25 protein-coding genes and 1 tRNA gene are annotated in these 25,895 nt (G+C 43.2%); 15 read left to right on the top strand and 11 right to left on the bottom strand.

Annotated features, from left to right (window positions below):
- Positions 1-18 precede the first annotated feature (18 nt).
- Entirely contained in the window at positions 19-357 is a 339-nt protein-coding gene (locus ACMFL8_RS12035) for an ArsR/SmtB family transcription factor (protein ID WP_010201550.1), read from the bottom strand.
- Between the two features lie 411 nt (positions 358-768).
- Here ACMFL8_RS12035 and ACMFL8_RS12030 point away from each other — a divergent pair, with 411 nt between their 5' ends.
- The 3 genes from ACMFL8_RS12030 to trxC all read left to right on the top strand — a co-directional run bounded on the left by ACMFL8_RS12030 (position 769) and on the right by trxC (position 2,956).
- Positions 769-1,641 carry an MBL fold metallo-hydrolase gene (locus ACMFL8_RS12030; RefSeq protein WP_413191112.1) on the top strand — a complete coding sequence of 291 codons (873 nt, stop codon included), beginning with the start codon at positions 769-771 and terminating at the stop codon, positions 1,639-1,641.
- Between the two features lie 140 nt (positions 1,642-1,781).
- Positions 1,782-2,402 (top strand): class I SAM-dependent methyltransferase, encoded by a 621-nt coding sequence (locus ACMFL8_RS12025; RefSeq protein ID WP_413191111.1) that lies wholly within the window; start codon positions 1,782-1,784, stop codon positions 2,400-2,402.
- A 119-nt stretch (positions 2,403-2,521) separates the two neighbouring features.
- The gene (gene trxC, locus ACMFL8_RS12020) at positions 2,522-2,956 is read left to right on the top strand and encodes a thioredoxin TrxC (RefSeq protein WP_194619396.1); all 435 of its coding nucleotides are present in this window, start codon (positions 2,522-2,524) and stop codon (positions 2,954-2,956) included.
- Positions 2,957-3,083: 127 nt separating this feature from the next.
- Here the strand turns inward: trxC and ACMFL8_RS12015 are convergent, their stop codons facing one another.
- The 4 genes from ACMFL8_RS12015 to ACMFL8_RS12000 form a co-directional block, all read right to left on the bottom strand.
- Complete coding sequence (locus tag ACMFL8_RS12015; RefSeq protein ID WP_010201538.1) at positions 3,084-3,485, bottom strand: hypothetical protein; 402 nt, start codon at positions 3,483-3,485, stop codon at positions 3,084-3,086.
- A gap of 241 nt (positions 3,486-3,726) precedes the next feature.
- Positions 3,727-4,086 (bottom strand): SirB2 family protein, encoded by a 360-nt coding sequence (locus ACMFL8_RS12010; protein ID WP_413191110.1) that lies wholly within the window; start codon positions 4,084-4,086, stop codon positions 3,727-3,729.
- A gap of 140 nt (positions 4,087-4,226) precedes the next feature.
- Positions 4,227-4,553, bottom strand: a complete 327-nt coding sequence (locus tag ACMFL8_RS12005; protein ID WP_189585533.1) for a BolA family protein — start codon at positions 4,551-4,553, stop codon at positions 4,227-4,229.
- Positions 4,554-4,805: 252 nt separating this feature from the next.
- Positions 4,806-5,618, bottom strand: coding sequence for a M48 family metallopeptidase (locus ACMFL8_RS12000; protein ID WP_189585530.1), 813 nt, complete (start codon positions 5,616-5,618; stop codon positions 4,806-4,808).
- 596 nt (positions 5,619-6,214) lie between these two features.
- Here ACMFL8_RS12000 and ACMFL8_RS11995 point away from each other — a divergent pair.
- Together ACMFL8_RS11995 and ACMFL8_RS11990 are read left to right on the top strand one after the other, a co-directional pair.
- Positions 6,215-6,289: transfer RNA gene (locus ACMFL8_RS11995), tRNA-Gly, on the top strand.
- Positions 6,290-6,758: 469 nt separating this feature from the next.
- Positions 6,759-7,367 carry a nitroreductase family protein gene (locus tag ACMFL8_RS11990; protein ID WP_413191400.1) on the top strand — a complete coding sequence of 203 codons (609 nt, stop codon included), beginning with the start codon at positions 6,759-6,761 and terminating at the stop codon, positions 7,365-7,367.
- Between the two features lie 245 nt (positions 7,368-7,612).
- Here ACMFL8_RS11990 and ACMFL8_RS11985 read toward each other — a convergent pair whose 3' ends face one another.
- The 3 genes from ACMFL8_RS11985 to nadR form a co-directional block, all read right to left on the bottom strand.
- On the bottom strand, positions 7,613-8,053 hold the full coding sequence (locus ACMFL8_RS11985) for a DUF962 domain-containing protein (protein WP_413191109.1): 441 nt from the start codon (positions 8,051-8,053) through the stop codon (positions 7,613-7,615).
- Between the two features lie 173 nt (positions 8,054-8,226).
- Entirely contained in the window at positions 8,227-8,964 is a 738-nt protein-coding gene (gene pnuC, locus ACMFL8_RS11980; RefSeq protein ID WP_413191108.1) for a nicotinamide riboside transporter PnuC, read from the bottom strand.
- Positions 8,965-9,071: 107 nt separating this feature from the next.
- Positions 9,072-10,142, bottom strand: coding sequence for a multifunctional transcriptional regulator/nicotinamide-nucleotide adenylyltransferase/ribosylnicotinamide kinase NadR (gene nadR / locus ACMFL8_RS11975; RefSeq protein ID WP_413191107.1), 1,071 nt, complete (start codon positions 10,140-10,142; stop codon positions 9,072-9,074).
- A gap of 508 nt (positions 10,143-10,650) precedes the next feature.
- Here nadR and ACMFL8_RS11970 point away from each other — a divergent pair.
- The 4 genes from ACMFL8_RS11970 (at position 10,651) to ACMFL8_RS11955 (ending at position 14,932) form a co-directional block, all read left to right on the top strand.
- On the top strand, positions 10,651-10,863 hold the full coding sequence (locus ACMFL8_RS11970; protein ID WP_010201518.1) for a PspC domain-containing protein: 213 nt from the start codon (positions 10,651-10,653) through the stop codon (positions 10,861-10,863).
- Positions 10,864-11,295: 432 nt separating this feature from the next.
- Positions 11,296-12,264 (top strand): glycine--tRNA ligase subunit alpha, encoded by a 969-nt coding sequence (gene glyQ / locus ACMFL8_RS11965; protein ID WP_201592198.1) that lies wholly within the window; start codon positions 11,296-11,298, stop codon positions 12,262-12,264.
- Between the two features lie 9 nt (positions 12,265-12,273).
- Positions 12,274-14,367 carry a glycine--tRNA ligase subunit beta gene (glyS, locus tag ACMFL8_RS11960; protein ID WP_413191106.1) on the top strand — a complete coding sequence of 698 codons (2,094 nt, stop codon included), beginning with the start codon at positions 12,274-12,276 and terminating at the stop codon, positions 14,365-14,367.
- Between the two features lie 256 nt (positions 14,368-14,623).
- On the top strand, positions 14,624-14,932 hold the full coding sequence (locus ACMFL8_RS11955; protein WP_227676198.1) for a hypothetical protein: 309 nt from the start codon (positions 14,624-14,626) through the stop codon (positions 14,930-14,932).
- Between the two features lie 87 nt (positions 14,933-15,019).
- On the opposite strand, the gene ACMFL8_RS11950 is transcribed toward ACMFL8_RS11955, so the two are convergent.
- Both ACMFL8_RS11950 and ACMFL8_RS11945 read right to left on the bottom strand, forming a co-directional pair.
- Positions 15,020-15,496, bottom strand: a complete 477-nt coding sequence (locus ACMFL8_RS11950; RefSeq protein WP_413191105.1) for a cell division protein ZapA — start codon at positions 15,494-15,496, stop codon at positions 15,020-15,022.
- Positions 15,497-15,691: 195 nt separating this feature from the next.
- A complete protein-coding gene (locus ACMFL8_RS11945; protein ID WP_189585515.1) occupies positions 15,692-16,135 on the bottom strand; it encodes a hypothetical protein in 444 nt (147 codons plus the stop codon).
- Positions 16,136-16,342: 207 nt separating this feature from the next.
- Here ACMFL8_RS11945 and ACMFL8_RS11940 point away from each other — a divergent pair, with 207 nt between their 5' ends.
- The 5 genes from ACMFL8_RS11940 (at position 16,343) to ACMFL8_RS11920 (ending at position 21,512) form a co-directional block, all read left to right on the top strand.
- Complete coding sequence (locus ACMFL8_RS11940; RefSeq protein WP_413191104.1) at positions 16,343-16,996, top strand: UPF0149 family protein; 654 nt, start codon at positions 16,343-16,345, stop codon at positions 16,994-16,996.
- A 33-nt stretch (positions 16,997-17,029) separates the two neighbouring features.
- Positions 17,030-18,277 carry an acetylornithine deacetylase gene (argE, locus tag ACMFL8_RS11935; protein ID WP_413191103.1) on the top strand — a complete coding sequence of 416 codons (1,248 nt, stop codon included), beginning with the start codon at positions 17,030-17,032 and terminating at the stop codon, positions 18,275-18,277.
- A 143-nt stretch (positions 18,278-18,420) separates the two neighbouring features.
- The gene (locus tag ACMFL8_RS11930) at positions 18,421-19,155 is read left to right on the top strand and encodes a LysE family translocator (protein WP_240215230.1); all 735 of its coding nucleotides are present in this window, start codon (positions 18,421-18,423) and stop codon (positions 19,153-19,155) included.
- 770 nt (positions 19,156-19,925) lie between these two features.
- Positions 19,926-21,140, top strand: a complete 1,215-nt coding sequence (locus ACMFL8_RS11925) for an RtcB family protein (RefSeq protein WP_413191102.1) — start codon at positions 19,926-19,928, stop codon at positions 21,138-21,140.
- 135 nt (positions 21,141-21,275) lie between these two features.
- Positions 21,276-21,512 carry a hypothetical protein gene (locus ACMFL8_RS11920; protein WP_227679603.1) on the top strand — a complete coding sequence of 79 codons (237 nt, stop codon included), beginning with the start codon at positions 21,276-21,278 and terminating at the stop codon, positions 21,510-21,512.
- A gap of 103 nt (positions 21,513-21,615) precedes the next feature.
- Here ACMFL8_RS11920 and miaB read toward each other — a convergent pair whose 3' ends face one another.
- Complete coding sequence (miaB, locus tag ACMFL8_RS11915) at positions 21,616-23,109, bottom strand: tRNA (N6-isopentenyl adenosine(37)-C2)-methylthiotransferase MiaB (protein ID WP_413191101.1); 1,494 nt, start codon at positions 23,107-23,109, stop codon at positions 21,616-21,618.
- Between the two features lie 347 nt (positions 23,110-23,456).
- Between miaB and ACMFL8_RS11910 the strand changes: the two genes are divergently transcribed.
- On the top strand, positions 23,457-25,583 hold the full coding sequence (locus ACMFL8_RS11910; RefSeq protein ID WP_413191100.1) for a transglycosylase SLT domain-containing protein: 2,127 nt from the start codon (positions 23,457-23,459) through the stop codon (positions 25,581-25,583).
- Positions 25,584-25,895: the final 312 nt, after the last annotated feature.

Below are 25,895 nucleotides of genomic sequence, written 5' to 3'. Positions count from 1 at the left end.
TAAAAACTCAATAACCAGTTAGGCATCTGTTTTGGCACAAAAGCGTTGATAAAGTAGCTCTAAGACTGCTAAGGCATCGTCACTGGCGATGCTATAGTAAATTTGCTTGCCGTCGCGCCGTGTCGCGACCAGCTCATCCTTGCGCAATATGCCTAACTGCTGCGATAAGCTTGGCTGTCCAACACCGACCAAGCCCTCAAGCTCACCAACGCAATACTCACCTTGAGTCAATTGACAGAGAAGGAGTAAGCGATCAGGATGCGAGAGTGACTTTAGTAATTGGCTGGCTTGTAGCGATGCTTGTTGCATCTGTTTGGCCAGATCTAGCGGTACAGAGTCTGCGTTATTGACTGACATAGGGTCGGCCTTACTGTCAGTAGAGGTAGCCAATGCTGAGGTAGAAGTTGTCAGAGTGAGCTCCTTATATAAAACCAAGATAAAGGTCGCGTGGTTTTTATAAAAGTGATGAGTGATTACCGTTAATTATCAATGATATCGCAGCTTACATCAAGTTATATTTATTTACATTATATAATTTGATAAATTGTATGGTGATTGCTATATTGGTATTAACGTTAAGAAAGCATGTTAAAAAGGCATGCTAAAAATTTGACCGCTGATGTTGTCGGCGGCGTTGATATTAACTGCAATGATTTATAAACATTCAATATGCATTAGTTTTTGAATTAAATATTGTATATGACGATCCATTATACTTAAAGAATGGTTCGAAGGTTAAAACAATCCTATAAAAGCAAAGAGGCAGCTATGCAAGTTCATTCTTTTTTAGATAGCGATACAGAAACTTATACTCACGTTATCGCTGATACCGAACAGAAACTGTGCGCCATTGTCGATCCCGTACTGAACTTTGATGCCAAGTCAGGCAGAACGAGTACCAGTAGTGTGGATGAAGTGATTGAGTTCGTACGTGAGCAGGGCTGGGCGCTTAAATATATTATCGAGACGCATGCGCATGCAGACCATCTATCTGCTGCTATTCATGTAAAAGAAAGCATGGGTGGACAATTAGTAATTGGTCAGCATATTACCGAAGTACAAAAAATCTTTAAGCAAATTTTTAACTTTGACACCAGTTTTCGTACCGATGCCAGTCAGTTTGATATTTTGACCGACGAGGGTGAAACACTAGCGCTTGGCGGTATTACGATCACTGCCATGTATGTGCCCGGTCACACACGGGCAGACATGGCTTATCTGGCGGCTGACGATGAAAAGACAGTGGTATTCGTTGGAGATACCTTGTTCGCGCCTGATGTCGGTACAGCACGCTGCGACTTCCCCGGCGGCGATGCCAAAACGCTCTATCAGTCTATTCAAAAGCTGTTGGCGCTTCCTGAAGATACAGTCATGTATCTGTGCCATGATTATCCAGGTGAAGGCCGTAAGCACTGTCCAACAGCGACTGTTGCTGCACAAAAACTAGAAAATATCCATGTTAAAGACAGTATAAATGAAGCCGAGTTTGTGCAGATGCGTGAGCGCCGCGATGCGACTTTGGGTATGCCACGGCTTATCATTCCTGCCGTACAGATTAATATTGATGCAGGACATTTCCCCGAGCCAGAAGACAATGGTACGCGTTATTTGAAAGTGCCGATCAATGTCCTTGGTGAATAAACTATAGTGAGTGAAAAGTAATATTGATATATCACTCACTGCTGATATCTATCAGAATGCTACTCTGTAGATTATCTGCTGTACAGAAGCTTGGTATGAATATCCACAAGCGCTAAATACGGCAATAACTGGAGAGAATAATGAACCCTTATGAGCGCTATGTATTGCCCAAGCTGATAGATGTTGCCTGTAGTACAGGTAACGTGATGAAAGCACGTTCTAAAATTGTTCCTCAGGCGTTGGGTGAGGTATTAGAAATCGGGATTGGCAGTGGTCTTAATTTGCAATTTTATGATGCCAAAAAGGTTTCTTCTATTATTGGTGTTGACCCAGCAGCTCAAATGCAGACATTAGCACGCAAGCGCGCCGCTGACATTAATATTCCAGTTGAAGTGATAGCCGTTGATGTCCAAGGCATTCATGCGGATACGGATCAATTTGATACGATTGTGATGACCTTTACCTTATGTAGTATTGATGATCCAATAGCCGCACTTCGAGAAATGGCGCGCGTGTTAAAACCTAGCGGTCGCTTGTTGTTTTGTGAGCATGGCTTAGCGCCAGATTTTTCTGTTGAGCGATGGCAGCATCGACTGACGCCTTTTTGGAAACCGATGGCGGGTGGTTGTCATCTAGATCGTGACATTCCAGCACTGATTAGAGCGGGTGGTTTTGTCATTGACGAGTTGAGCGAAGAGTATTTGCCCGGCCCAAGACCGATGAGCTATGTATATAGTGGCGTGGCACAGCAAGTGGCGTAGAGAATCATTATAATCGACTATGCTAAAATTGTTCGTAAAACCAATTCAAATAGCTTTTAGTTAAAAATACCAAAGTCGAATTTTCGAGACCGTAAAATAATTAGAATAGGAATCATATGATGAGTGAGCAAAGTTTTCATCTGGTCTGTCCCCATTGCCAAGCAACCAACCGTGTACCTGCTGCACGGCTAAGCGCTGCACCGAAATGCGGTAAATGTAGTCAGCCATTATTGACAGCAAGTCCGCATGAGCTGAATGCGCAAACAGCCAATAAAGTCATCCAAAAAAACGAGGTACTGACCATCGTTGATTTTTGGGCGAGCTGGTGTCAGCCTTGTATTATGATGGCACCAGAGTTCAAAGTCGCTGCTGGTCAGCTGCCGCAAGTGGTCTTTGCCAAAGTGCAAACGGATAAATATGAGCAGGCGGCAGCTCCCTATAATATTCGCAGTTTACCAACGATGGTGGCCTTCAAAAATGGCAAAGAGGTCGCGCGTCAATCAGGGGCGCTGCCTAGCAATCAAATCGTCCAATGGGTGCAAAGCTTACGCTGATCGCTCAATTGATTATGTTTGTTAGGTAGGATAAAAGTCGTTAAAAAAGCCAATATGCAGATCGCGTATTGGCTTTTTCATTGTGTGGTCGCGCCATCTTAATCATTTAGACAGCTTTTGCTTAATGTTACTCACCATAAATCTTAACACCATTGGCAAAGCTACAACGTTGAATACGCGCCGATTGGACAATCGCATCACGCTCGCCATAAAGCCGTGATAACTTGGCATCGCGGGCTTTGGTATTGTTACTTTTGCCAACACCAAAGCTGATATTCGGTGAGATGCCCCAGCGGCCTGCAGAAACCCCAACACCCACACCCGAAGCGGACAAGGTTGATTGCTCATTGCGAGTGGCGTCAACATAGCGATTGACACGGACGTACTCTTGGCTCAGTGCTTGGCAGTCATAGCTCTGATAAGTGCTTGGCGGCACATATTGCGGCGTGATATTACCAGTAGAAGCGCAGCCTGAGAGACCCAACATGCCGGCTGATGCCAATAGTGTCGCTATAGTAAAAGTTTTCATAATGGCTCCATAGGGCTAAGTGAGGGTATGTGGCGTTGTCGCGATTTTAAGTAAAATTATCGTGATTGCTTTGCTTATAGTCATCTGCTTGCAAACCTCTATTCTTAATAACGAGCATGCAAGGCATTGTATTTATTTAAGATAGCAAAAATACTGGAATTAAGATATTAAAAATACACGCCCTAGTAGCCATTCATTCCGCAATCGCTCTATCTAAGCTCAGTCAGATACAGAGTGGCGATTAAAACAAATTATCAGGTTTGCTAAAGGCCAGTAACACAATACCAATATAAGCCACGGCAGCGATAAGAATGCCAGTTTTGGTTTGACCGGGTGTCGCGTGAGTTTGAAAGGCTTTTATACTGGCACTAATAGCCGCCACGAGTAATATTATTTTGGCGAATACCCATTGTACAGGAGCATTGGCATTCATCAGCTGCATCAGCATTATAGCCCCTGAGAGGATGAGCAGCGCATAGAGGACATGGGTGGCTATTTTGACCATGCGCGGCGCTCGTATATTGGCACTTAATGCGAGATAGCTTTGGTATAAAAATAGCACAATCACCAATACTGCCATGAGCATATGTAAATGTTTCATTGGATGTCATTTCCTTTAACGGGGCAATTTTCAAGTCTGTAAAAAGTCACGTGATGTACGGTTTTTAAATAGCCACCACACCGTGAGCAAAGTATTTTTATGATTGTCATTTAACTAAAAATTAATTGGCATAAGCTTAATTAGCTTTTATTCTGTCCGGCACATAACGGGCTATCAGGGCTTTGACCTTGCCATTCGATTGGCGTAAAAGCATGAATCGCTAAGGCATGTACCTGACCACCCTGAGAGGTCAATAAAGCATTAACCAAGCCATATACCAGCTGATGACGCGCTACTAAGCGCTTGCCTTCAAAAGCGTCACTCACGATAGTCAGTTTAAAGTGGCTTTCTTTACCATCGAAGTAACCAGAATGATTCATCGATTCATTAATCAGTTCGATATGTTGTGGTTGTAATGCCTGTAGCTCATGTTGGAGCGCATCAGCAGTGGGTGAGTGGGTACTCATAAGAATCCTTTGTTTTGTGGTGCTTAGCAAGCTTTGAAGCAATATTTGAGACCGTGTGGTGACCATTATAACAGACGCTGATAACTGTACAGAAAGCTATTGGGTAGACCATAGCACATGCGACAGTTTTAAAGTAATACAGCCAGCTTCTGCGCCAAAAATACAAAAAAGCAGAGCGCAACCCGTGGGTTATACTCTGCTTTTAGTAAGCGATAAAACGCTACCTAAGAGTGAATGGCCAGCAATACACGATTAGCGACGTGATTTTTGATACAGCGGCATCACTTTAGGCATCAATGCTTGCAATTGGCTAATGCGATTGCTACTGGTTGGGTGAGTACTTAAGAACTGTGGTGGCTCACCTTGGCTGGCGCGCTGCATTTTTTGCCATAAGCTGATAGCCGCTTGAGGATTGTAGCCTGCGCGTGCCATTAGCTCGAGACCGATTTGGTCGGCTTCAGCTTCTTGGGTGCGACTGTGTGGACGACTCAAACCTAAATCTCCAGCAACGTTCGCTAGATCAGCCTGACCTTGTGATAGACCAAAGATACTTGCTGCAACACCGATACCGGTCTGAGTAGCATACTCGCGTGAGAGACGCTCACGTGAGTGCTCACGCAGGGCATGAGACATCTCGTGACCCATAATCGCGGCAATTTCATCATCCGTGAGGTTTAAGCGATCAATAATGCCCGAGTAAAACATAATTTTGCCACCCGGCATAACAAAGGCGTTCAGCTCGTTGGATCTAATGGTATGTACTTCCCATTTCCAATTAGCTGCATCAGGGCGATATACGCCTACTTGACCGATGAGGCGGTTAGAGATATTTTTTAAACGATTGAGCTGAGCTTTATTGGTGTCGAGCACACCGCGTTTGCTTGCTTCTTGCAAGTTTTTATTATAGCTTTGCGCTGATAGCTGCTGTACTTGCTCGCTAGAGACCAAGAGTAGCTGTTGACGATCGACGCCGACCGCGCCACTGTTGGTGGTGCTGGTGCAGCCGGTTAAAGTAAGTGCCGACAATGACGCGGCCATCACGGTGGTGGTAAGCAATTTTCTCATGATAAACATCCTCGCTGTAAATGATAAAAAGTAAAGTTAAACAAAGTTAGTAGTAGCGGAGTAGGCCGGTAACAGCAGAGCGGATAGAAGGGCAGTTTATTATTGAAGTTTTACTACCGTCTACCAATCTACTTAATCAGTAAAATTTTACCTGAATGGTAACAAGCCATAAGTATAATAATGTTAATAGCCTAAAACCAAGGCAGAAAAAGTAACAATACAGCGTATGATTGTAAGTGGAATCGATATTAACGAGAATAGCGTAACTTTTATTCCTCTATCGTCATAAAGCAGTACGACGTTGCACTACTAATAATGGTTAGTTAATGGTCATATTCAGAATTGATGAAAGAGTCAGGAATAATAGAAGAGATTTTCCTATTACTTTATAAAATAGTTTTAAACGCTGCAATGACTGTATTGATTGCAATATCAATCATTTATGATAAATATGCTCTCGAATAAAAATTAAAAGTGGCAATGCTGGTGAAAAATATGAAAAAACCTGTTGACACACGCAGGATATTTGCTAGAATAGCCAGCCTATCGAGACGTAGTAGTTAACAAGTTGTTAGCGATATTGCGAATTGATTTAAGCGGGAATAGCTCAGTGGTAGAGCATAACCTTGCCAAGGTTGGGGTCGAGAGTTCGAATCTCTTTTCCCGCTCCAAATATGGCTCGTTTAGAGCACTAAAGCCTCACTTCATTGTGGGGCTTTTTTTATGGGTGAAATTTGAGAGTGCTATCATTGAGTACACCAAACCATAAGCACACCAAATCATCTTAAAAAAGAAGAGGCTGGGCAATCCATCATCGACTGGAAAGACGGTCGTAAGCGTTTTGGTGAGGTTGATTCTAAACTAAAATGCTTATCTGCCCGAGTTACCCGAGAACTGCCTAACGGCTTTAAAAATTTTATTGTGTAATAAAACTTTCATAATGTATTTAATTATTAAGTTTTTATTACAAAAATAAGTGTGAGTTTAGCCCATTTTTTCTTATAATAAATCACATTGAAAAATTAAAATTTTTGAAGGGATTCATGAGCCATGTTTATTGAACCTCTATGCTCATTATATTAAACACATACTAATAATTTGGAGCACTATCTTATGTCGAATACGTCGAATACGTCGAATATGTCAGATCTACAAGCATTGCAGCAATTGGCTGAAAAACGTCGTTCTATTTATGCATTGAATGATCAGTTACCAGTTGCAAAAGAAGAGGTGGTTAAATTGGTTGAGCATGCTATTTTGCATACGCCATCATCATTTAACTCACAATCGACGCGCATCGTCGTGTTGTTTGGTGACGATCATCAAAAGCTTTGGGACATGACCGAAGAAGCATTACGTGGTATCGTTGGTGACGAAGAGAAGTTTACGCCAACCAAGCAAAAAATCGACGGCTTTAAGGCAGGCGCAGGTACGATTCTATTTTTTGAAGATCAAAAAGTAGTGAGAGCCTTACAAGAAGGAGCGCCATTATATGCCGACAAATTCCCTGTTTGGGCAGAGCACACCAGTGCTATGCATCAGTATGTAATCTGGACAGGGCTTGCTAGCATTAATATCGGCGCTAACTTACAGCATTACAATCCAGTGATTGACCATAAAGTTGCGAGCACTTGGAGTATTGATGCTGATTGGGATTTGACTGCACAAATGGTATTCGGTGGTATCGAGCAGCCAGCAGGTAATAAAGAATTCATGCCTGTTGAAGAGCGCATGAAAGTATTTGGTTAAACCATTGCGTTTATCTATTATAGTCAGAGCACTTTTAAACCGCTACGGTGTTACCCATCCTAGATGTACTCAGTGTACTATCTGCGGTCGGTCGCCTTGTAGCGATTCTAAAATTCCTTGACTACATTTAGCGAGATAAACATAAAAAAGCGCCGTCCAGCAATGTTGTTGGACGGCGCTTTTTTATTTCAAAGTATAAGTCAGTCGTTGTATAAATAATTGAATGCGCTAAATGGTGACACGCTCTAGTTACGTCGCATAAGACTGTTGGCGACCCAAGCTGGACCGATTAATAAAAACTGTAAGTCTTTAAGAAATGAGGGTTTTTTGCCTTCGACTTTATGACCAATAAACTGGGCAATCCAAGCCACCACAAAAACAGCTGCCCAAACCTTGAAACTTAAAGGTAATAAGGTCATCACTGATAGACAAATGAGAATAAAAACCCCCATTGCCAAAAATAATGGCGTCGAGAGTTTCATATAGAATAAGAGTACTAAGGCACTAAGTACCAAAGTAAACCAGACCGACAGTGACATACCCATTCCTAATAGACTAACAAGAATAGTGGGGACACACAGCCAATGGATTTTTTTGTTGATTAGGTTTTGATGACTGACCGAATATTCACTGAGCCATTGCTCAAGAGTACGCTTAGACATCTTTTGTTGACGATTGCGAGACATACTAACCTCCGTGTTAGTAAATGAATGACTGGTAGTAGCTCAATGCGTGAGTCTACTGACGACTACCAGTTGTAGCACTAATTTGTGCAATCTACCATATTATCTGGTAAACCGCACAGTCAAAATAGATTATGCCAACGATGCCAAATGGGTTCATTTTGAGCCCATATGTTTTATGCGGACTGTTGCTCGCTGCGGTACCATTCATATAGGCCAACGAAAGAATTTACTTGGTAAACCATGGTCTGAATAGCAAAAATATAATTGCCCGACATGAGATTTACGATCAGCCAAACAAAATTGACGATAATCCATAACCACCAGCTAAAAGAATAACGCAGAATCATCGCGGCTTGCGCAGTAATAGACAATACAAAAGCAATAACGTTAATCCAAAAGAAGGAAATGAAACCTAAAAATAGACTGCTATCGTCTTCTACGACCGCGTAGCCGTAGTTGGCTAATAAGTCGTTGACGGTGGGGAAGAGTACCAAGCCGATAACAATAAATACGGCGGTAATTAACCAAACTGCTCTGCTAGCAGACTTCGGTATCATATCGCCATCAGGGTCAGTGTGCTTTGACCAATAAAAAATACCGTAGACATGGGTAAAAAAGTTAAATAACGGTGCCAGCATCAAGCCGACTGCGCCAGAAGTGGCTTGTACCACGACTTCGCCAGCGGTAGCGCCCATCCCAAAGCCATTGCCCATGACGTTTTTTCGGAATGACAGCGACACCACGCATATCAGACCGATAAATGAGACTGCCAAATAAAACCAATCAAGCGTGGTGTGGTCTGTGGTGAGCCAAAAACCTGCTGATAACGCAATAACACCACAAATGAACCAGGTTATGATCCATTGCAGCGCCCATTTTCCAGTAATATTGTCTAATAGCTGAATACGCATAACTGTTTTTTCCTAAAATGAATATGGCTATCAAGAAGGTGCTGATAAAAGACACTGACAGCCGCAATATTATTATAAATTCATGAATTTTGGGTATGTTTTTTATTCTAAGAGTTTTTGCCATAAACATACTGATCGATAAGCAGTAACGCTTGCTGGTAGCGTGCAGCGTAATCAGGCTGATCAACCATGTGCGGCTTAATATCATGACGGGCAAAGATGTCAACGAGGCGCTGCTCAAAGCGTCCACGCGCCTCAGGCGTACCTAATGAGCGCATACCGTCATCCACCCATGGAGTATTATTGTCCAGCATAATTGTATGGTCTACGCGAAACTCATCAATACAAGCAGCGACAAAAGGATGCGTGCGACCCTCATATTCTTCACAGAATGCTTGAGTGGTCACAAAGTCAGTATCAATAATGGTGACAGGCGCGGTCGCTCTAGCTGCCGCTTCTCGTATCGCCTGAGCGTGATGGAGCGAAATGGGTGCATAATCACTGTATTGTAGCCCGATCTCGCTCCCACCCAAATCCGTACCGACATATAGCCGTCCCATTTCTAATGCAAAGCTAGCGCCATAGTAGTTGGCAAGCTTGTGCACCAGTGTCGTCTTGCCTGAGCTTTCACCACCAACGATGGCAACGGTCTTGGTATAGTCCCCACGTGCTTGTGGATGCAGCGCTGACCAGTGCGCTACGGGATCACGAGCGATGGCATAAGAATCAAACTCAGGCTGTAGCGGGGTAGTGACGACTGGCATCGATAACTGCTCATAAACATCGCTCTGAGCCAATGGATGGTTTTCTGCGACAAACAATACTGCCTCTGCGGGCAAGTTGAGCGCTTCTGTCAAACGTTGTAGTTTGGCATTACTGGCGTCAATATCAATTGTCACATCAACGAAGCCATCATGTAGAGGCAGTTCAATCTCATGAGTGGTATGAATACGAACAAAAGGCAAGTCTGCACAAGCCATCTGCAACCAACGCGCTTTGTCTTGTAAGGTGATACTAAAATCTGCATGCGGTGATGGGTGTGCCATGATGACGATATGCAAGGTCTTTGCTTGTCCTGCCGCTGCCAATATGCTGCGCATCTGCCCCAAATGGAGCGGTTCAAAATGCCCAATCATTAAACCCGTCTCGTACATAGCTATCCTTATCTGTATCCACATTATGTTGAACCGACTATATAAAGGTTTGTCCAGACTTACAGGTAGGTTATTGTAAACAGCCGTTTTATGCTCAGAAAAATACCGTAAATCTACCAAATTTACTTTGTATAACTTAATATTTCCCCGCGCTTTTATGGGCATGTTAACCATTTGTCATAATTTATTGGAATATCAAAAGGTTAGAGTCACCGTAGTAAAGCCGTAAGGTTATAGAAATAAACTGCGCTCTGAAACATTTTGAAATATCTATTTAAAATCAGGGGTTTACGAGGCTTTATGACAGGTTAGGGCAAGTTTAGGTAGCATAAACTCACAAAGTACGTCTACATACTCAACAGATTAACTTCTAAACATTGCTATAATTATTCATAAGTTGAGAACGCTAAGCATTTTTAAGAATAAGTATTTTTAACGGCAAATATTTTTAGTAGTAGGTGTTCTTAATAGTAAGTGTTTATATAAAATCAAAAGTAAGCAAAAGAAAAACTATATTAAAGAGGTATTTGATTTGGCTAAATTAGCAAAATTACATCGCTCACAGAATAATCGCATGATAGCAGGTGTGATGGGCGGCATCGCAGAGTATGTCGGCTGGTCACCTACTTGGGTAAGAGTGTTATTTGTAATTATTTCATCATTAAGTGCAGCAGTACCAGGCATCTTAATCTATATCATTTTATGGATAATTATGCCCAAAGCAACAAATGAATCGTATCAGTAAGCCAGTTCTAAGATCTAAAGCTATACTTTGCAAGTGAAAGTTTAACTAAAAAATAAAAAGCCTGATCAATCAGGATACCAAAGACATACTTTTCCTCCTGCCCAAATGTTCACGCATTTGGGTATTTTTTTGTCATTTGTGCTTTCCTTTATGGTTTCGTCAATGAAGCTTTTACTGCTCAATGAGCAAACACACATCATTTTTAGGGTGTCTCTTTGATTGCTTGATAAATTTAGTTGATGTAAATATGGATAAAATAGTCATTTTTTAGTAAGGTGAGCAGACAAATAGAGTCGTTGCCAAATAGGCTGTACGAGTGCTATCAACGTTTTGTTCAACAGACCCTAATACTCATTCCACAGTGGCTTTATTATGATGCCCCAAATTATGACAACTCAAACTATGACAACTGAAGCGAAAAACTCTCAACCGATGACTTTTCAGGATTTAATCTTAACTTTGCAGAACTATTGGGCTGACAAGGGCTGTGTGATATTGCAGCCTTATGATATGGAAGTTGGCGCAGGTACTTTTCATACGGCGACATTTTTGCGTTCGTTAGGTCCTGAGCGCTGGAATGCTGCCTATGTGCAGCCGTCACGTCGTCCAACCGACGGACGCTATGGCGATAACCCAAACCGCTTGCAGCATTATTATCAATTCCAAGTAGTGTTGAAGCCAAATCCACCTAATATCCAAGAGCTATATTTAGACTCGCTAAGAGCTATTGGTATCGATCCGTTGGTGCATGATGTACGTTTCGTTGAAGACAACTGGGAGTCACCAACGCTAGGTGCGTGGGGACTTGGTTGGGAAATTTGGCTAAACGGTATGGAAGTGACCCAGTTTACCTACTTCCAGCAAGTGGGCGGTCTCGAATGCTTCCCAGTGACTGGCGAGATTACTTACGGTCTTGAGCGCTTGGCGATGTATGTACAAGGCGTCGATAGCGTATATGATTTGGTTTGGGCAGATGGTGAGTTTGGTCGTGTCACTTATGGCGATGTCTTTCATCAAAATGAAGTTGAGCAGTCTACCTATAACTTTGAGCACGCCGATGTGCCGATGATGGGTCAGATGTTTGATTTTTATGAGCAGCAAGCGGATAAGCTAGTTGCCGAGGGTTTGCCACTACCAGCCTATGAGATGGTGTTAAAAGCCTCACATGCCTTTAACTTACTTGATGCTCGCGGTGCTATTTCAGTGACTGAGCGTCAGCGTTTTATCCTACGTGTGCGTACGCTTGCTCGTAAGGTTGCTATTGGTTATGTTGAAGCACGTGCCAAGTTAGGCTTTCCATTAGCAGACGAGGAACATCGTCAGGCAGCGCTCGATAAGTATTTGCCAAAAGAAGAAGCCACTGAAAACACAGATAATAACCAAACTACTAATAATAAATAGGAGCATCCCATGAGTACTATTCTATTTGAATTGGGGTGTGAAGAACTGCCTCCAAAAAGCCTAAAACCTCTACGTGACGCGCTACAAGCAAGTGTCACTGAACAGTTGACTGAAGCAGGTATCAGCTTCGATAGTATCAAAGCCTTTGCCGCGCCGCGCCGTTTAGCGCTTCAAATTCAGGGTATTGGCGATAAGCAGCCAGATCGCAGCGAGCAAAAGCGCGGGCCAGCGATTAAAGCAGCATTCGATGCAGAGGGCAATCCAACACGTGCGGCAATGGGCTTTGCCAAAGGCTTGGGTATTGAGGCCAGTGAGCTGATAACGATTAACACCGATAAAGGTGATTATATCGGTTATGAGCAAACCATTCAGGGTCAAGCGACGACTGAATTGCTGCCCGCTATTTTCCAAACAGCGCTTGATAACTTACCTATTGCTAAGCGTATGCGCTCAGGCGCTAGCCGTAATGAGTTCGTGCGTCCAGTACAATGGGCCGTATTAATGCAAGATAGTACTGTCATTGACGCTACTATCCAAGGTCATCAGACGGGAACGCAAACCCGTGGTCATCGCTTCCACAGCCCTGACTATCATAACATTGGTCATGCCAATGACTATGAAGAATTACTAGGTGGTTTAAAAGTAGTTGCTGATTTTGATAAGCGTCAAATGCTGATTAAAAATCAAGTCAAAGCATTGGCTGATGAAGTCAACTCTGATGCCATTGTGCCGCAAGCGTTGCTAGACGAAGTGACGGCATTGGTTGACTTCCCTATTGCGCTACGAGCAAGCTTTGAAGCGCGCTTCTTACAAGTGCCACAAGAAGCGCTTATTTCTACTATGCAAGCGGATCAGAAGTATTTTTGCCTGACAGATAAAACCGGCAAGTTGCAGCCATACTTTATTTTTATTACCAATATTGAGTCAAAAGACCCGAATCAAATTATTGAAGGTAATGAGAAAGTCGTGCGTCCACGTTTGGCTGATGCAGAGTTTTTCTTCTTACAAGACCAAAAGCAGCCGTTGTTTGCGCTCACAGAGAGCCTAAAAAATCGCGTATTCCAAGACAAATTGGGTACGATTTGGGAGAAGTCTGAGCGCATTGCCAAGCTTGCTGCATTTATCGCCGCCTTGATGCAACAACAGGGTAGTGAGATTAGTATCGATGAAACGGTACGTGCAGGTATTTTGTCCAAAGCAGATTTGGCAAGCTCATTGGTTGGCGAGTATCCTGAATTACAAGGTATCGCTGGTACTTATTATGCACGTTTGAATGATGAGCCAGAAGCCGTAGCGGCCAGTTTAGAAGAACAGTATCTTCCGAAATTCAGTGGTGACGTTTTACCACAGACGCCGATTGGTATCTGCTTAGCGTTAGCAGATCGTTTAGATACGCTCGTCGGTATTTTTGCGATTGACCAAGCACCGACAGGATCAAAAGATCCGTTTAGCTTACGTCGCTCAGCGATTGGGATTCTGCGTATTTTGATTGAGAAGCAGCTACCGATTAACTTGGTAGCGCTGGTTGAGCAAGCCATCAAAGGCTATAGCACGAGCGATGGTAGCAAGATTGCCAAAATGGGTGATACATTTACCCAAGTAATGGCATTCTTAAACTCGCGCTATCGTGCGATGTATACAGAGCAGGGCGTTAGCGTCGATACGATTCAGGCAGTGCAAGCGATTAACCCGCATATGCCGCTTGATTTTGACCAGCGTATTCGTGCCGTACAAGCATTTAGCGAATTGTCACAAGCTTCAATGTTGGCTGATTCAAACAAACGTGTCGCCAATATTTTAGCCAAATCAGAGGTAAGCGTCGCTGATAATGTCGATGAAGCGTTATTATCTGAACCTGCTGAGCAAAGTCTATATGCGAGTGTGCAGCAAGCACAAACGGCGGTACAACCATTACTCGAGCAGGCTGACTATACGCAAGTATTGCAAACGCTTGCCAGTCTAGACGAGCCATTGACACAGTTCTTCGACAATGTGATGGTCAATAGTGAAGATGCTGCGCTGAAGAACAACCGCTTAGCGTTGCTTAAGCAAGTGCGAGCTTTATTCTTAACCGTGGCTGATATTAGTGAGCTGCAGTTGTAATTTTACTGAAACCTGATTGGTGGTTTCGATGCAAAAAAACTGGCTTAACGTGGCCAGTTTTTTTGTTGTAGCACTGCAGTCAGTGAGTACGATTATCTAGTGAGCAATTCAGTGAAATCAGTAATTGAACGGTAAAGGTATTGTATTGTCACTATTATTGACGGTAAAATTTATACTATTAAGACGTAGTGAATAATCATTGGCTGAGCCATTTTAATCATTTCTCACGTTTACCCCTCATTCAAGGAGCAATGCTGTGTTCGCTGCTATTATGATGATAATTATTATCTGGATTGTGATGTGGGGCTTTTACAAGTTTATGTACCCGCGCGCACCCAGAAGCATGATGCCAAAAGATGGCGATGTGACTACACCGCGTCACTGCAACTTCTGTGGTAACAGTTTGGCTGAATACCGCGGCGTTCTAGAGACCAAGCCGGGCTTGGTGGCAAGTAGCGATGGCAATACTGACGCTGATATTAAAGGCAGTCAGGAGTTATTCTTTTGCAACTATGAGCATCAAGCGGATTTTCATGCTGGAAGAACTTATAATCCTAATGCATAAGTAAGTAATTCGGCTGTGGATTAGACATAAAAAAGCGCTTGGCTCGATAGAGCTAAGCGCTTATCTGTTCAACAGATCCGTGTTTACCTATAAGATAGAGTGTGCATCCTTCATGATTTTATTGAGTAATGCTTCAGATTGCTTATCTCCTTGAACACGATCTTCGTCACTTCTTTGATGCGCATGAATTTTCTCGTATAAATTCAGACAGCACAGTACCAGTAAGCTCTCTTGGCTGAGGCTTGGCGCGTCGCGTTTTAGGTCGAGCGCATAGTTATTGATATAAGAGACGGCTGAATGTAGTTCTTCTTGCTCGTGTACTGGGCAATAGATGGGATAGGTGACCCCAGCAATTGCAATATCTACTTTTTTAATCTGCGGCTCAGGATTGCTGTTTGTTTTAGGTGCAGGTTTAGCAGCGACGCTCTGTGGAGCCGAATTACTTGAGGCTGAAGCATTTGGCACGGCTTTTTGGGATTTAAGGCCGTTGGTTGGATGTTGATTGTTTTGTGATTGATTGTTTGGCGCTTGCTTATCTAAAGGGATAGTCTGGTCATCAGTCATGATAAATCCTACAATATATGTCATTAAAGTGAGTGATATAAGAGCTTACACGTGTGAGTCTGTTGGCTTAATCAATGCTGTATTTTTAATAATTAAGGTAATTGATAATAAAGGTACTTGGTAAATGTGGCTTTTATCGATAAAAGTGCTATTTGAAGACAATGATATTCGTTAATTATGTCCTCGTGCCGCTATTTATGAACCTTCTGCTTGGTCGATACGGGTTAAGCGTTTTAACACCACTTGCGTACGCTCAGCGGCCAGTTGATTCTTCTTTTGCAAGTCATTATTTTGCTGTTTGATATCGCTATACTGCTGCTTTAATTCATTATTATGCTGTAGCAGCTCGCTATTTTCTTGTTGTAATTGGCTGATTTGCTTTTGCAATTTATCTTGCTCTTCACCGATCATATGGTGGGCTTCTGCCAGATTTTGATAGCGGTTATCGAGGTCGTTCAGCTTCTTTTTGGCACCATCGCGCTCTGTATAACTGCTATCGAGCTTGGCCTGAAGTGTGGTAAGTTCTTTTGGATCGGTAGCGGGGTGTTTTTTGAGGCTGCTAAGTTCAGCACTGACAAGCTGATACTGTTTTTTGATGTCGAGTATCATTTTTTCTAATATTCTAAGTTGATCATACATAGTCAGTTTTTATCCTTAACAAGTAAGCGTGAATGAATTTTGTTCTCTGCGTTTAATAATGCCATAGGTGACCGCATAATATCTATATCAACAAAGTAATTGTATGCCGCTTTGTTTCATAACTTCTATTAGCCGCCGCCTCGTTAATGATATCGCGCGGCGTCTGTTGCTATTTAATACTACTAATCAATCACTAGGACATCTATTATGAATGATAATATCTCTGGCTGGAATACATGGCTGACTGCATTTGATGATTGGACTGACGTGTCTATCAGTGAGGTACACGGCTTGATGACAGGGCTGATGACCGCCTGCGATGCACCTGATGAAAAGGTATGGGCGAAGGTGTTTGAAGAGCTGAGCTTCGCCGCTTTACCAGAGCCTGCATTGACCTTGTTGACAGAAGAGGCTGAAGATATAGTGTTCCAGCTCAAAGACAAAGACGATGCCTACTCTTATACGCCATTAGTCCCAGATGATGAACATGATTTATACGAGCGCGTGATGGCACTGAAACAGTGGGCAAATGGCTTTATGACGGGTTTCGGTATTACTGATTGCCGTCTGAGTAGCGAAGAAAACGAGATGCTATCGGATTTGGCTAAAATCGGTGGTATTCGATTAGAAGACGATGAAGATTTTGCAGGTGGCGAAGAGTCTTACCTGCATGTTTATGAATTTGCGCGTATGGTACCAGTGAGCTTTGCCACTCGCCAACGTAAGCCTGTCAAAGACATCGCCTTGATTTCTGGACTTGCCATTGATGCCAAAACCACCAAAGAGTTGCAAGCTGAAGGTAAGGTGTCAAAACCAATGCCGCCAGTTGTTGATATTATGAACCAACACAATCCCTCATAATACGAGTATCACGTATCATAATAAGGATGTTTTATGACTATACAGAATAGTAACGATGATGCCAGTCAAGTATTGGCTGATGCTCATTATCCCACCCAAAGTATCGATTGGCTAACGCGCTTAATTGGCTTTGATACGGTCAGTCGTCATTCTAATTTAGCTTTGATTGAAGACGTAAAAGCTTACTGCGAGCAATTGGGTTTGAGCGTCGATTTGACCTTTAATGAAGCCAAAAATAAGGCCAATTTATTCGTCACTGTGCCAGCAGGGGCAAATGCTGACGACGTCAATCATGGTCTCGTGCTATCTGGTCATACCGATGTGGTGCCAGTCGATGGTCAAGACTGGACGTCTGAGCCTTTCACAGCAACCATTCGTGGTGACAAGCTGTATGGTCGCGGCGCTTGTGATATGAAAGGCTTTATCGCTTGTGCGCTGACGATGTTGCCACAAGCGGTAAAACTATCTAATGCAGGTCAGCTGCGTCGCCCATTGCATTTGGCATTATCATTCGACGAAGAGATTGGCTGTCTAGGCGCACCACTGATATTGGCAGATTTAAAGGCGCGCGGTATTACGCCTGATTATTGTATCGTCGGTGAGCCAACTAATATGGCTATGGTGGTGGCACATAAAGGTATTGCGGTTTATCGTTGCCGTGTGCATGGTAAGTCAGCGCATTCTTCATTGATTGCACAAGGGGTCAATGCCATTAGCTATGCCAGCAGATTGGTGGGCTATGTCGATACGCTTGCCGAAGAGCTAAGTACTCGTAACGGTGCTCTTGAAGATGGGGACGAGATATTCACTGTGCCTTATTCAACGTTGTCAGTAGGTACCATCCATGGTGGTACGGCCACCAATATCGTGCCCAATCTGTGCGAGTTTACCTTTGATTATCGTAATCTGCCGCATATGACGCAAGACGATGTACTGGAACCTATTCAAGCCAAGATTGCGGAATTAAATGCGCAAATGCAAGCCCGCGCGCCAGAGACTGGCATTGAGCTGATGCAAGAAGAAAGCGTGCCGGCAATGACTGATAATGATAGTGCTGAACTACAATCATTGATCGCTGCATTGACAGGGGATGATGAGCGTCATAAAGTGGCTTACGCGACTGAAGGCGGTCAATTTACCAATGCAGGTATTCCAACAATCATCTGTGGACCTGGTAGTATTGAACAAGCTCATAAGGCGGATGAATACGTTGAACTTAACGAAATTGTACGTTGTGATGGGTTTTTGCAGAAGCTGTTAACTAGTTGTGCGGTCAATTAATAGATTGAGAAGCAAGTGATTGTTTTTTCATCTAACTTTTTATCTAAGTTGGCATAAAACACACCGTCTATATGGCGGTGTTTATTTTTTGCCTCTTTTTCATGTTTCAAGTTTATTTCAAATAAAAGAGTAGGGGTTGGTTGATGTCTTGGCACCTGTTTGCGGTATTTTTTGCGAGTACGTTTTTTATCTCAGCGACCCCAGGTCCCAATATGCTGCTAGCATTCCAGTATGGTATGAACTACGGTGTGAAGCGCACATTGTGGACGCTGGCAGGTTTAAGCCTTGGATTGTTTGTGCTACTGCTTTCGACATTGCTTGGCCTCGATGTGATCAGTCGCCAGTCACCTTGGTTGCTGACGATCATCAAAGCCGTTGGCGCGGCATACTTGATTTATCTGGGTATTAGCTCATGGCGTGATGCTGGCAATGGCAGCTTGATGAGTGATGCTCGTGAAATGAGCGAAGAAGTCGCGGCTGACTATCCTTCTTCTGATAGTGAAGATACAGTTGGTACACCGCAGCCGCGCTCACTCTCCAGTGCTGCTGCTAAAGCTGCCCCAAGTAATATGACCTTATTCCGTACTGGCGTCTGGGTATCGTTGTCCAATCCAAAAGCCATTTTGTTCTTTGCGGCATTCTTCCCCAAGTTTATTAATTTTAGTGCGCCATTATGGCCGCAATATATCTTATTGACCATCGGCTTGTTTTTGAGCGAAACGATTTGGCAGATTATTTATACACTAGGTGGTAAAAAACTGGCAAGCTGGCTCGATGTAGGTAATCGCTTGGCTTGGTTAAATCGTGGTTGCGGGGTGATATTTATCATCATTGCTGCTGCTCTATTGGTTGAAGTTATAAATAGTTTTATGGTTTAAAGATTTCTGAGTTCTGTTTTTAAAATAAGGCTTTCGATGAAATATAATTTTTTCTATAAAGTAAGATTAATTATTGACTTTATTTTTTAAATCGTTATTATTAGCACTATTGATTTATTAGCTTCTATGTAAGCGATAAATCATTCCAATAAACCTGCTACTATTGTCTACAATAATTAGTCACAACCTATGGAGGAATCATCGTGTCTTATTTAACTACCAAGACGTTTTTAAAGATTGAATGTGTAAACTACATGACAGCAATGACAACTTCGAAAAGGTTTGGCTAAATCTATATATAAGCTATTGAGTGATATCCTATTGAATGATATCAACGCATAGCCTCCTGTATCTACTTGCGCTAACCCTCTTCTAAGTCTACCGTGCCAAAATCGCTCTGCGATCGTGCTAAGCCATATTGTGCTTGCTGCTATCTGTTTACCTAACATTTTGCTTTACCGTTATTGCTAATGAGGCGATTCACGCTATTGTTTAGCGTATGCCTTTCTGCGTGCATAATTTTTATGCTCTCAATTTTGGTATGGTAAAACCTTTCTTTAAAACGTCCATAATAAATCAACCATGCATTTTTATTAATTTTTTAATTAATAAAAAACGGTATTTTATTGCCTGATTTTTATACGTTATTAAATGACCTTGTTAAACGTTATGTTTAATTGAGATAGGTAAGTAATGTCTAAAATTATAAAAATTGGTAAATTAAAAAAATATGCATGGTTATCAAAACAATAAAATGGAAATAATAAATAATGAGCATTAAATTAATATTAAACGAAAACCGTAAACACGGCGTACCCGTCAAGATTTACACCTCGGATGTTGAGCAAGGTGCGATGCAGCAATTACGCAATTTAGCCCAGCTGGAGTTTGTACACTCACATATTGCGGTGATGCCCGATGTGCATGTTGGCAAAGGCGCAACAGTCGGCAGTGTGATTCCGACCAAGTCCGCGATTATTCCTGCGGCAGTCGGTGTGGACATTGGCTGTGGTATGAATGCGGTGCGTTTGTCCCTGACGGCAAGCGATTTGCCTGATAGCTTGAGGTCATTACGATCGATCGTTGAGCAGCAAGTGCCTGTTGGCTTCAACATGCACAAGCAAATCCAAGCCAAGAACTCAACGCTTGACCCACTAGGCAAACGCCTAAAACCGATTACTGATAAGCATCCAGGTTTACTTAAAATGCTCAAAGGTTTTGAGCGTACATGGGCGAAGCAGTTGGGGACATTGGGCGGTGGCAATCATTTCATTGAGCTTTGCTTGGATGAAAACAATGATGTCTGGGTCATGCTGCACTCTGGCAGCCGTGGTATTGGTAATTGTATCGGCCAATACTTTATTATCCTTGCCAAAAAAGAACGTCAATCGCGCTTTGGTCATGTGCCAGATCGTGATTTGTCTTACTTTGCCGAAGGGTCTAATAGTTTTGCCGATTATATCGAAGCGGTAGGCTGGGCGCAGGATTACGCGTTAGAAAATCGCCGTGAAATGATGCGCTTAGTGATTAAGTCATTACAGTCGCCACAAGCGGGGTTGCCACGATTTCAGCTCACCAAAGAAGCCATTAATTGTCATCATAACTATGTCAATGAAGAAGTGCATTTCGGCGAGCAAGTCTATGTGACCCGTAAAGGTGCGATCAGTGCCTATGCAGGTGAGCTCGGCATTATCCCAGGCTCTATGGGCGCAAAATCCTTTATCGTACGTGGTCTGGGCGAAGCTGAATCGTTTTGCTCATGTTCACATGGGGCAGGGCGACAGATGAGTCGAGGTAAAGCCATGCGAGCGTTCACTATCGATGAGCTAAAAGCGCAGACGGATGGCGTCGAGTGTCGCAAAGATAAAGGCGTCATCGATGAGATACCAGGCGCTTATAAAGACATCGATGAAGTGATGGCCAATCAAACGGATTTGGTTGAGGTGGTGCATACGCTGAAACAGGTCATGTGTATTAAAGGCTAATACCAAGCCTGCAAATAATCTTAGCGTCGTCAAATTCGCTTAATGTACTGAATGTACAATTTTCGCTCATTTTCCTCGCTAAGATGATTTTCGGCATTGGTATATCAAAAGTATTAAAAAAGAATAGGTAACAATATGAGCTTAAAAGAAACATTGAAAAAGGCCAAACAAATTGAACGGCAGCTAGAACAGCAAGTTGAGGCGGGTACACAGCACTCGCTAGGAACAGTCAAGCCGCGTAATTATTTGGCATTAGACCCATTATTAAGAAAGGGCGGTATTCACGAAAAAGAGGATATCGATATCGTCCGAAAAAAACGCCGCCGCGAGACCAAGCAGCAGTTACGGAAGACAGATTGGTTATCAGAATAGTGATGGTTAATATTCACCCACAAGAAAGCCGTTCGCTATTATAGTGAACGGCTTTTTCTTATTTTTACTCAAACTTATAACTTAACCATTGTTACCTTAACCGCTATGCCAATACTTCGATTAGCTCACCTTTCACCATGTGCGGGCTGACGAAATCAGTAATACGTACGCTCACGATTTTACCTAACATCTCATCCATTGTATCAACGTCATATGGGAACATAACCGTACGGGTGTTATCTGCCGTGCCGATTAAGCAGTCAGGATGACGGTTGGCAACTTGTTCAACCAAGACGCGAGTAGTAGTGCCGACCATCTCATGCGTTTTAGCAAGCGTTGAGTCAATGATGACTTTTTGGAATTCAGCTAAGCGTTCTTTTTTAGTTTTGAAACTTACATCATCTGGCAACTCAGCGGCTGGCGTGCCCGGACGTTTAGAGTAGATAAAGCTATAAGAGTGATCGAAGTTCAACTCTTTCGCCAAGTTCAACGTATCTTGGAAGTCTTGATCGGTTTCACCTGGGAAGCCAATGATAAAGTCACTCGACAAGTGAATATCAGGACGAATGGCTTTAAGCTTATTAATCTGATTGATATAAACGTCAATCGTGTGATTGCGTTTCATCGCTGCCAAGATAGCGTTTGAGCCACTCTGAACAGGTAAATGTAAGTGCGATACCAGCTCTGGCAATTGTGCGTAAGCATCAATAATATCATCGGTGAACTCTAGCGGATGACTAGTCGTATAGCGAATACGTTCAACGCCATCGACATGCGAGACATAGTGTAATAGCTCAGCGAAACGGCAAATGCTGCCATCGTCTTTTTCACCGCGATAGCCGTTGACGTTTTGACCGAGTAGGTTGATTTCACGCACCCCTTGTTCGGCAAGGCTATCAATCTCAGCCAATACGTCATCGAGTGGGCGCGATAACTCTTCACCGCGGGTATAAGGTACGACGCAAAATGAGCAATACTTTGAGCAACCTTCCATAATAGAGACAAAAGCTTTAAAGCCTTCTACTCTTGGCTCAGGCAAAAAATCAAACTTTTCGATGCTAGGAAAGGACACATCAATCGTACCAATACGGTTTTTAGGCGCGATGTCACGCTGCTCGTTTGACTGATCATATAGCTCTGGCAAGCGATGCAAGGTTTGTGGGCCGAATACCATATCGACGTAAGGCGCACGTTTTTGAATGTTATCGCCTTCTTGCGAAGCCACACAACCACCGACACCAATGACGAGGTCAGGGCGTTTTTCTTTTAGTTTGCGCCAGCGACCCAATTCTGAAAATACTTTCTCTTGCGCTTTTTCGCGGATAGAGCAGGTATTCATCAGGAGTACATCGGCTTCGTCGATGTCATGAGTCACTTCCATACCATGAGAATCGCCTAGCACGTCTAGCATTTTGCCAGAGTCATAGACATTCATCTGACAGCCTTGGGTGGTGACAAAGACCTTTTTGGTCACTGCTTTTTCGACGGGCGCTTGGGCTGAACTTGCTTCTTTGAGTGCAGTGACAGCAGGCGCAGTAGCAGTTGTCTCAGCAACAGCAGCGTCATTGATGCGGGGATTAAATACAGTAACACTCATAAGGATAAGTCCATGATTGACTAAAAATATAGCAGGGTAGCCGATTAACAGGTGGCATATTTTATCACAACCCTCTGCCAATGTGAAAAATTAGCACAGGCTATTGGTCATCAATATGATAAACAATTCATAGCAGTATCAATTATTTACTAGAATTAGCAGCGCTTTTGACAAAAACTGCGACTAGACACCATTTCTATGTTACACCGTACTGTCCTATTTATTAACAAAAGGTAAAGGAGATAGTTGAAAGTACAATGAATATAGTATGATGAGTGCTATAACCTTGGCGATACTTAGCGAATCGCTATTCACTTATTTGTAGAGATATCATAAAGAGAGTCAGTATGACAAAGTTGCGTGTTGCTCATAGCATCAAGGATGAAAAGTCTACCAGTAAAAAGCACGCGTCCAAGCGGCTCACATCCGGTACGCTACGGATGAGCGCGTTGAGTGTAGCGACAGCAGTGAGTGCGCTAGGCATATCGCAAGTCGCTTGTGCAGAGCTGACATGGGGTGATAACGACAGCGACAGCTATCAGCCAGAAAGTAATTATCAACAAGACAGTAGTGTTGACTCATTTACAGCCGCTGCTATCGCAGCAGATCGTGGTGATGTCAGTGCACTTTATAATTACGAACAAATGATGAGCGGCGGTTTGTTTGCGATGTATCCTACTTATTGGCGGATGAATCTAGACCTTAACTCACAAAGTTCAGCGGCGGTATCGCAGTTTGTACGTCAGTATCCTGGTACTGTCATGGCTGAGAAGCTGGTTGCGGATTTTGCTGAGACCAAAGCGGGCTCGAATGACTATGCCTCAGTCAGACAAGTGGCGAACTTGATTACCAATGCCGATGCCAGCGAGCGCTGTGCCGTTGCGCTTGGGTTCAATAATGGCGGTGATACCATGCGCGCCATGGCAGCCAAGTCTGATGTATGGCTGACCACCCAAAAACAGCCTGCCTTGTGTGATCAGCTAGCGATGGAGATGAATAACAACGCGCTGATTAGTGATCAAGATCGTGCTGCTCGTCTTAAGCGCATGCTACGTAAAGGCAAAACTGGCGATATTATGGCGTTGTCATCACGCTTAGGCACGCCCATTGCTTATTCTGCTTTGAGTGAGATTCAGCTAAATCCTTCATCATTCTTTACCAGTTTTGGTCGTGAGCCTGCCAGTCAGACCAATCAGTATCTCTATCTGTATGCGATAGGCCGTATCGCTGACAAGTCTTATCGTGAGGCAGCGTTACAGTTAGATTTTGATATCAAACAAGACAATCAGCGCTCAGTCAAACTATTGAATGATGAAACCCGTCGCTATGCTTATCGTACCCTTGGGGTACAGCGTATGAATCATAATACTGACGATGGTTTTAACGCTGAAGCAGTTGATTGGTTCCGCAACAGTTTAGATGACGATTTCAACTTCGAGGAAGCTGAAGACTATGCCATGGCAGCGATTCGCTTTGGTCGTTGGGACGATGTGGTCGAAGCCATCTCAAAAATGGATGGTGAAACTCAAAAAGGCAATCAGTGGCAGTATTGGCTGGCTCGTGCTTATGAGCAATCAGGCAATAGCAGTAAGAGTAATACCGCTAAGAAAATGTATCAAAACCTAGCAAAAAGCAATGATTACTATGGTCTGATGGCAAAAGACAGAATCGGTCAGCGTTTTGACGCCAGTCGCTTAGGCGGTAGCAACTTACCCAATGTCAGTACTGCCGATCGTGCCCGCGTCATGCAAGATGGAAACTTTGCTCGTGCCTTTGCTTTATATAACGCTGATGCCAGCCGCGCTTATGCCAACCGTGAGTGGAACTGGGCAGTCAAGCAAGCGCGTGACAATCGTGATGACAATCTAATCATAGCCGCTGCTAGCTTGGCACATGACATGGGCTGGCTCGATCGGGCGATTTATGCCGTTGACAATACGGACAGAGTCGACAGCTTGGCATTGTCGCATCCGATGCCGCACCAAGATGCCGTTGTTCGCTACAGCCAATCGGCGGGGATTGATCCGGCATGGGCTTATGGCATCATGCGTCAAGAGAGTCGATTTGTAGCCTCAGCGCGCTCAGGTGTTGGTGCTAGTGGGTTGATGCAAGTGATGCCTGACACAGCAAAATATATCGCCCGTAATTTAGGTGAGACTTATAGCGCTAGCCGTGCCAACAGTGGTGATACCAATATCCGTTATGGTACTTGGTATATGGGGGATATTTTGGGCAAACTAAATTATCAGCCAGTATTGGCAACGGCGGGCTATAATGCTGGCCCTAATAATGCCAAGCGCTGGCAGCCGGTCTATGGTTCGTTAGCCGCTGATCAATACGTGGAGTCAATCGCTTTTCCTGAAACGCGCAATTACGTGAAACACGTAATGGAGAATGCTACGATTTATAGTAGCTTATTGGGTCGTAGTCAGCCGATTAGTCAACGTATGGGTACGGTGCCAGCTGCATTTTAGGTTATTCATTTAGTAAAAAATAAACCATTGACGATAGACTGTTAATGGTTTTTTTATATCTATTTTTCGGCATTCATTTTTATTTGAATCAATGGGTTATTATTCTGCTATATAGAGGGTTGTATTCTCTCTGATTTCTATCTTGTTTTTAATACTTAAGCGATGTTTACGTTTCTGCTATAGATTAAAAAACGCATTTTGCTACCATTGCTTTAATTGTTGTCTGTATTTTTTTTGGTTTATCTTAAGCTTGGTTCAATGAATATTTATACTTTGAGCACCTTTATTTAAGCTTGCCCACTCTTTTATCGT

It is taken from the genome of Psychrobacter sp. AT9 (assembly GCF_047272965.1).
In the GTDB taxonomy this organism is placed as follows: Bacteria; Pseudomonadota; Gammaproteobacteria; order Pseudomonadales; family Moraxellaceae; genus Psychrobacter; species Psychrobacter glaciei.
Note: the sequence above shows the minus strand (reverse complement) of the source record. Positions and strands in the feature narration are given on the sequence as shown.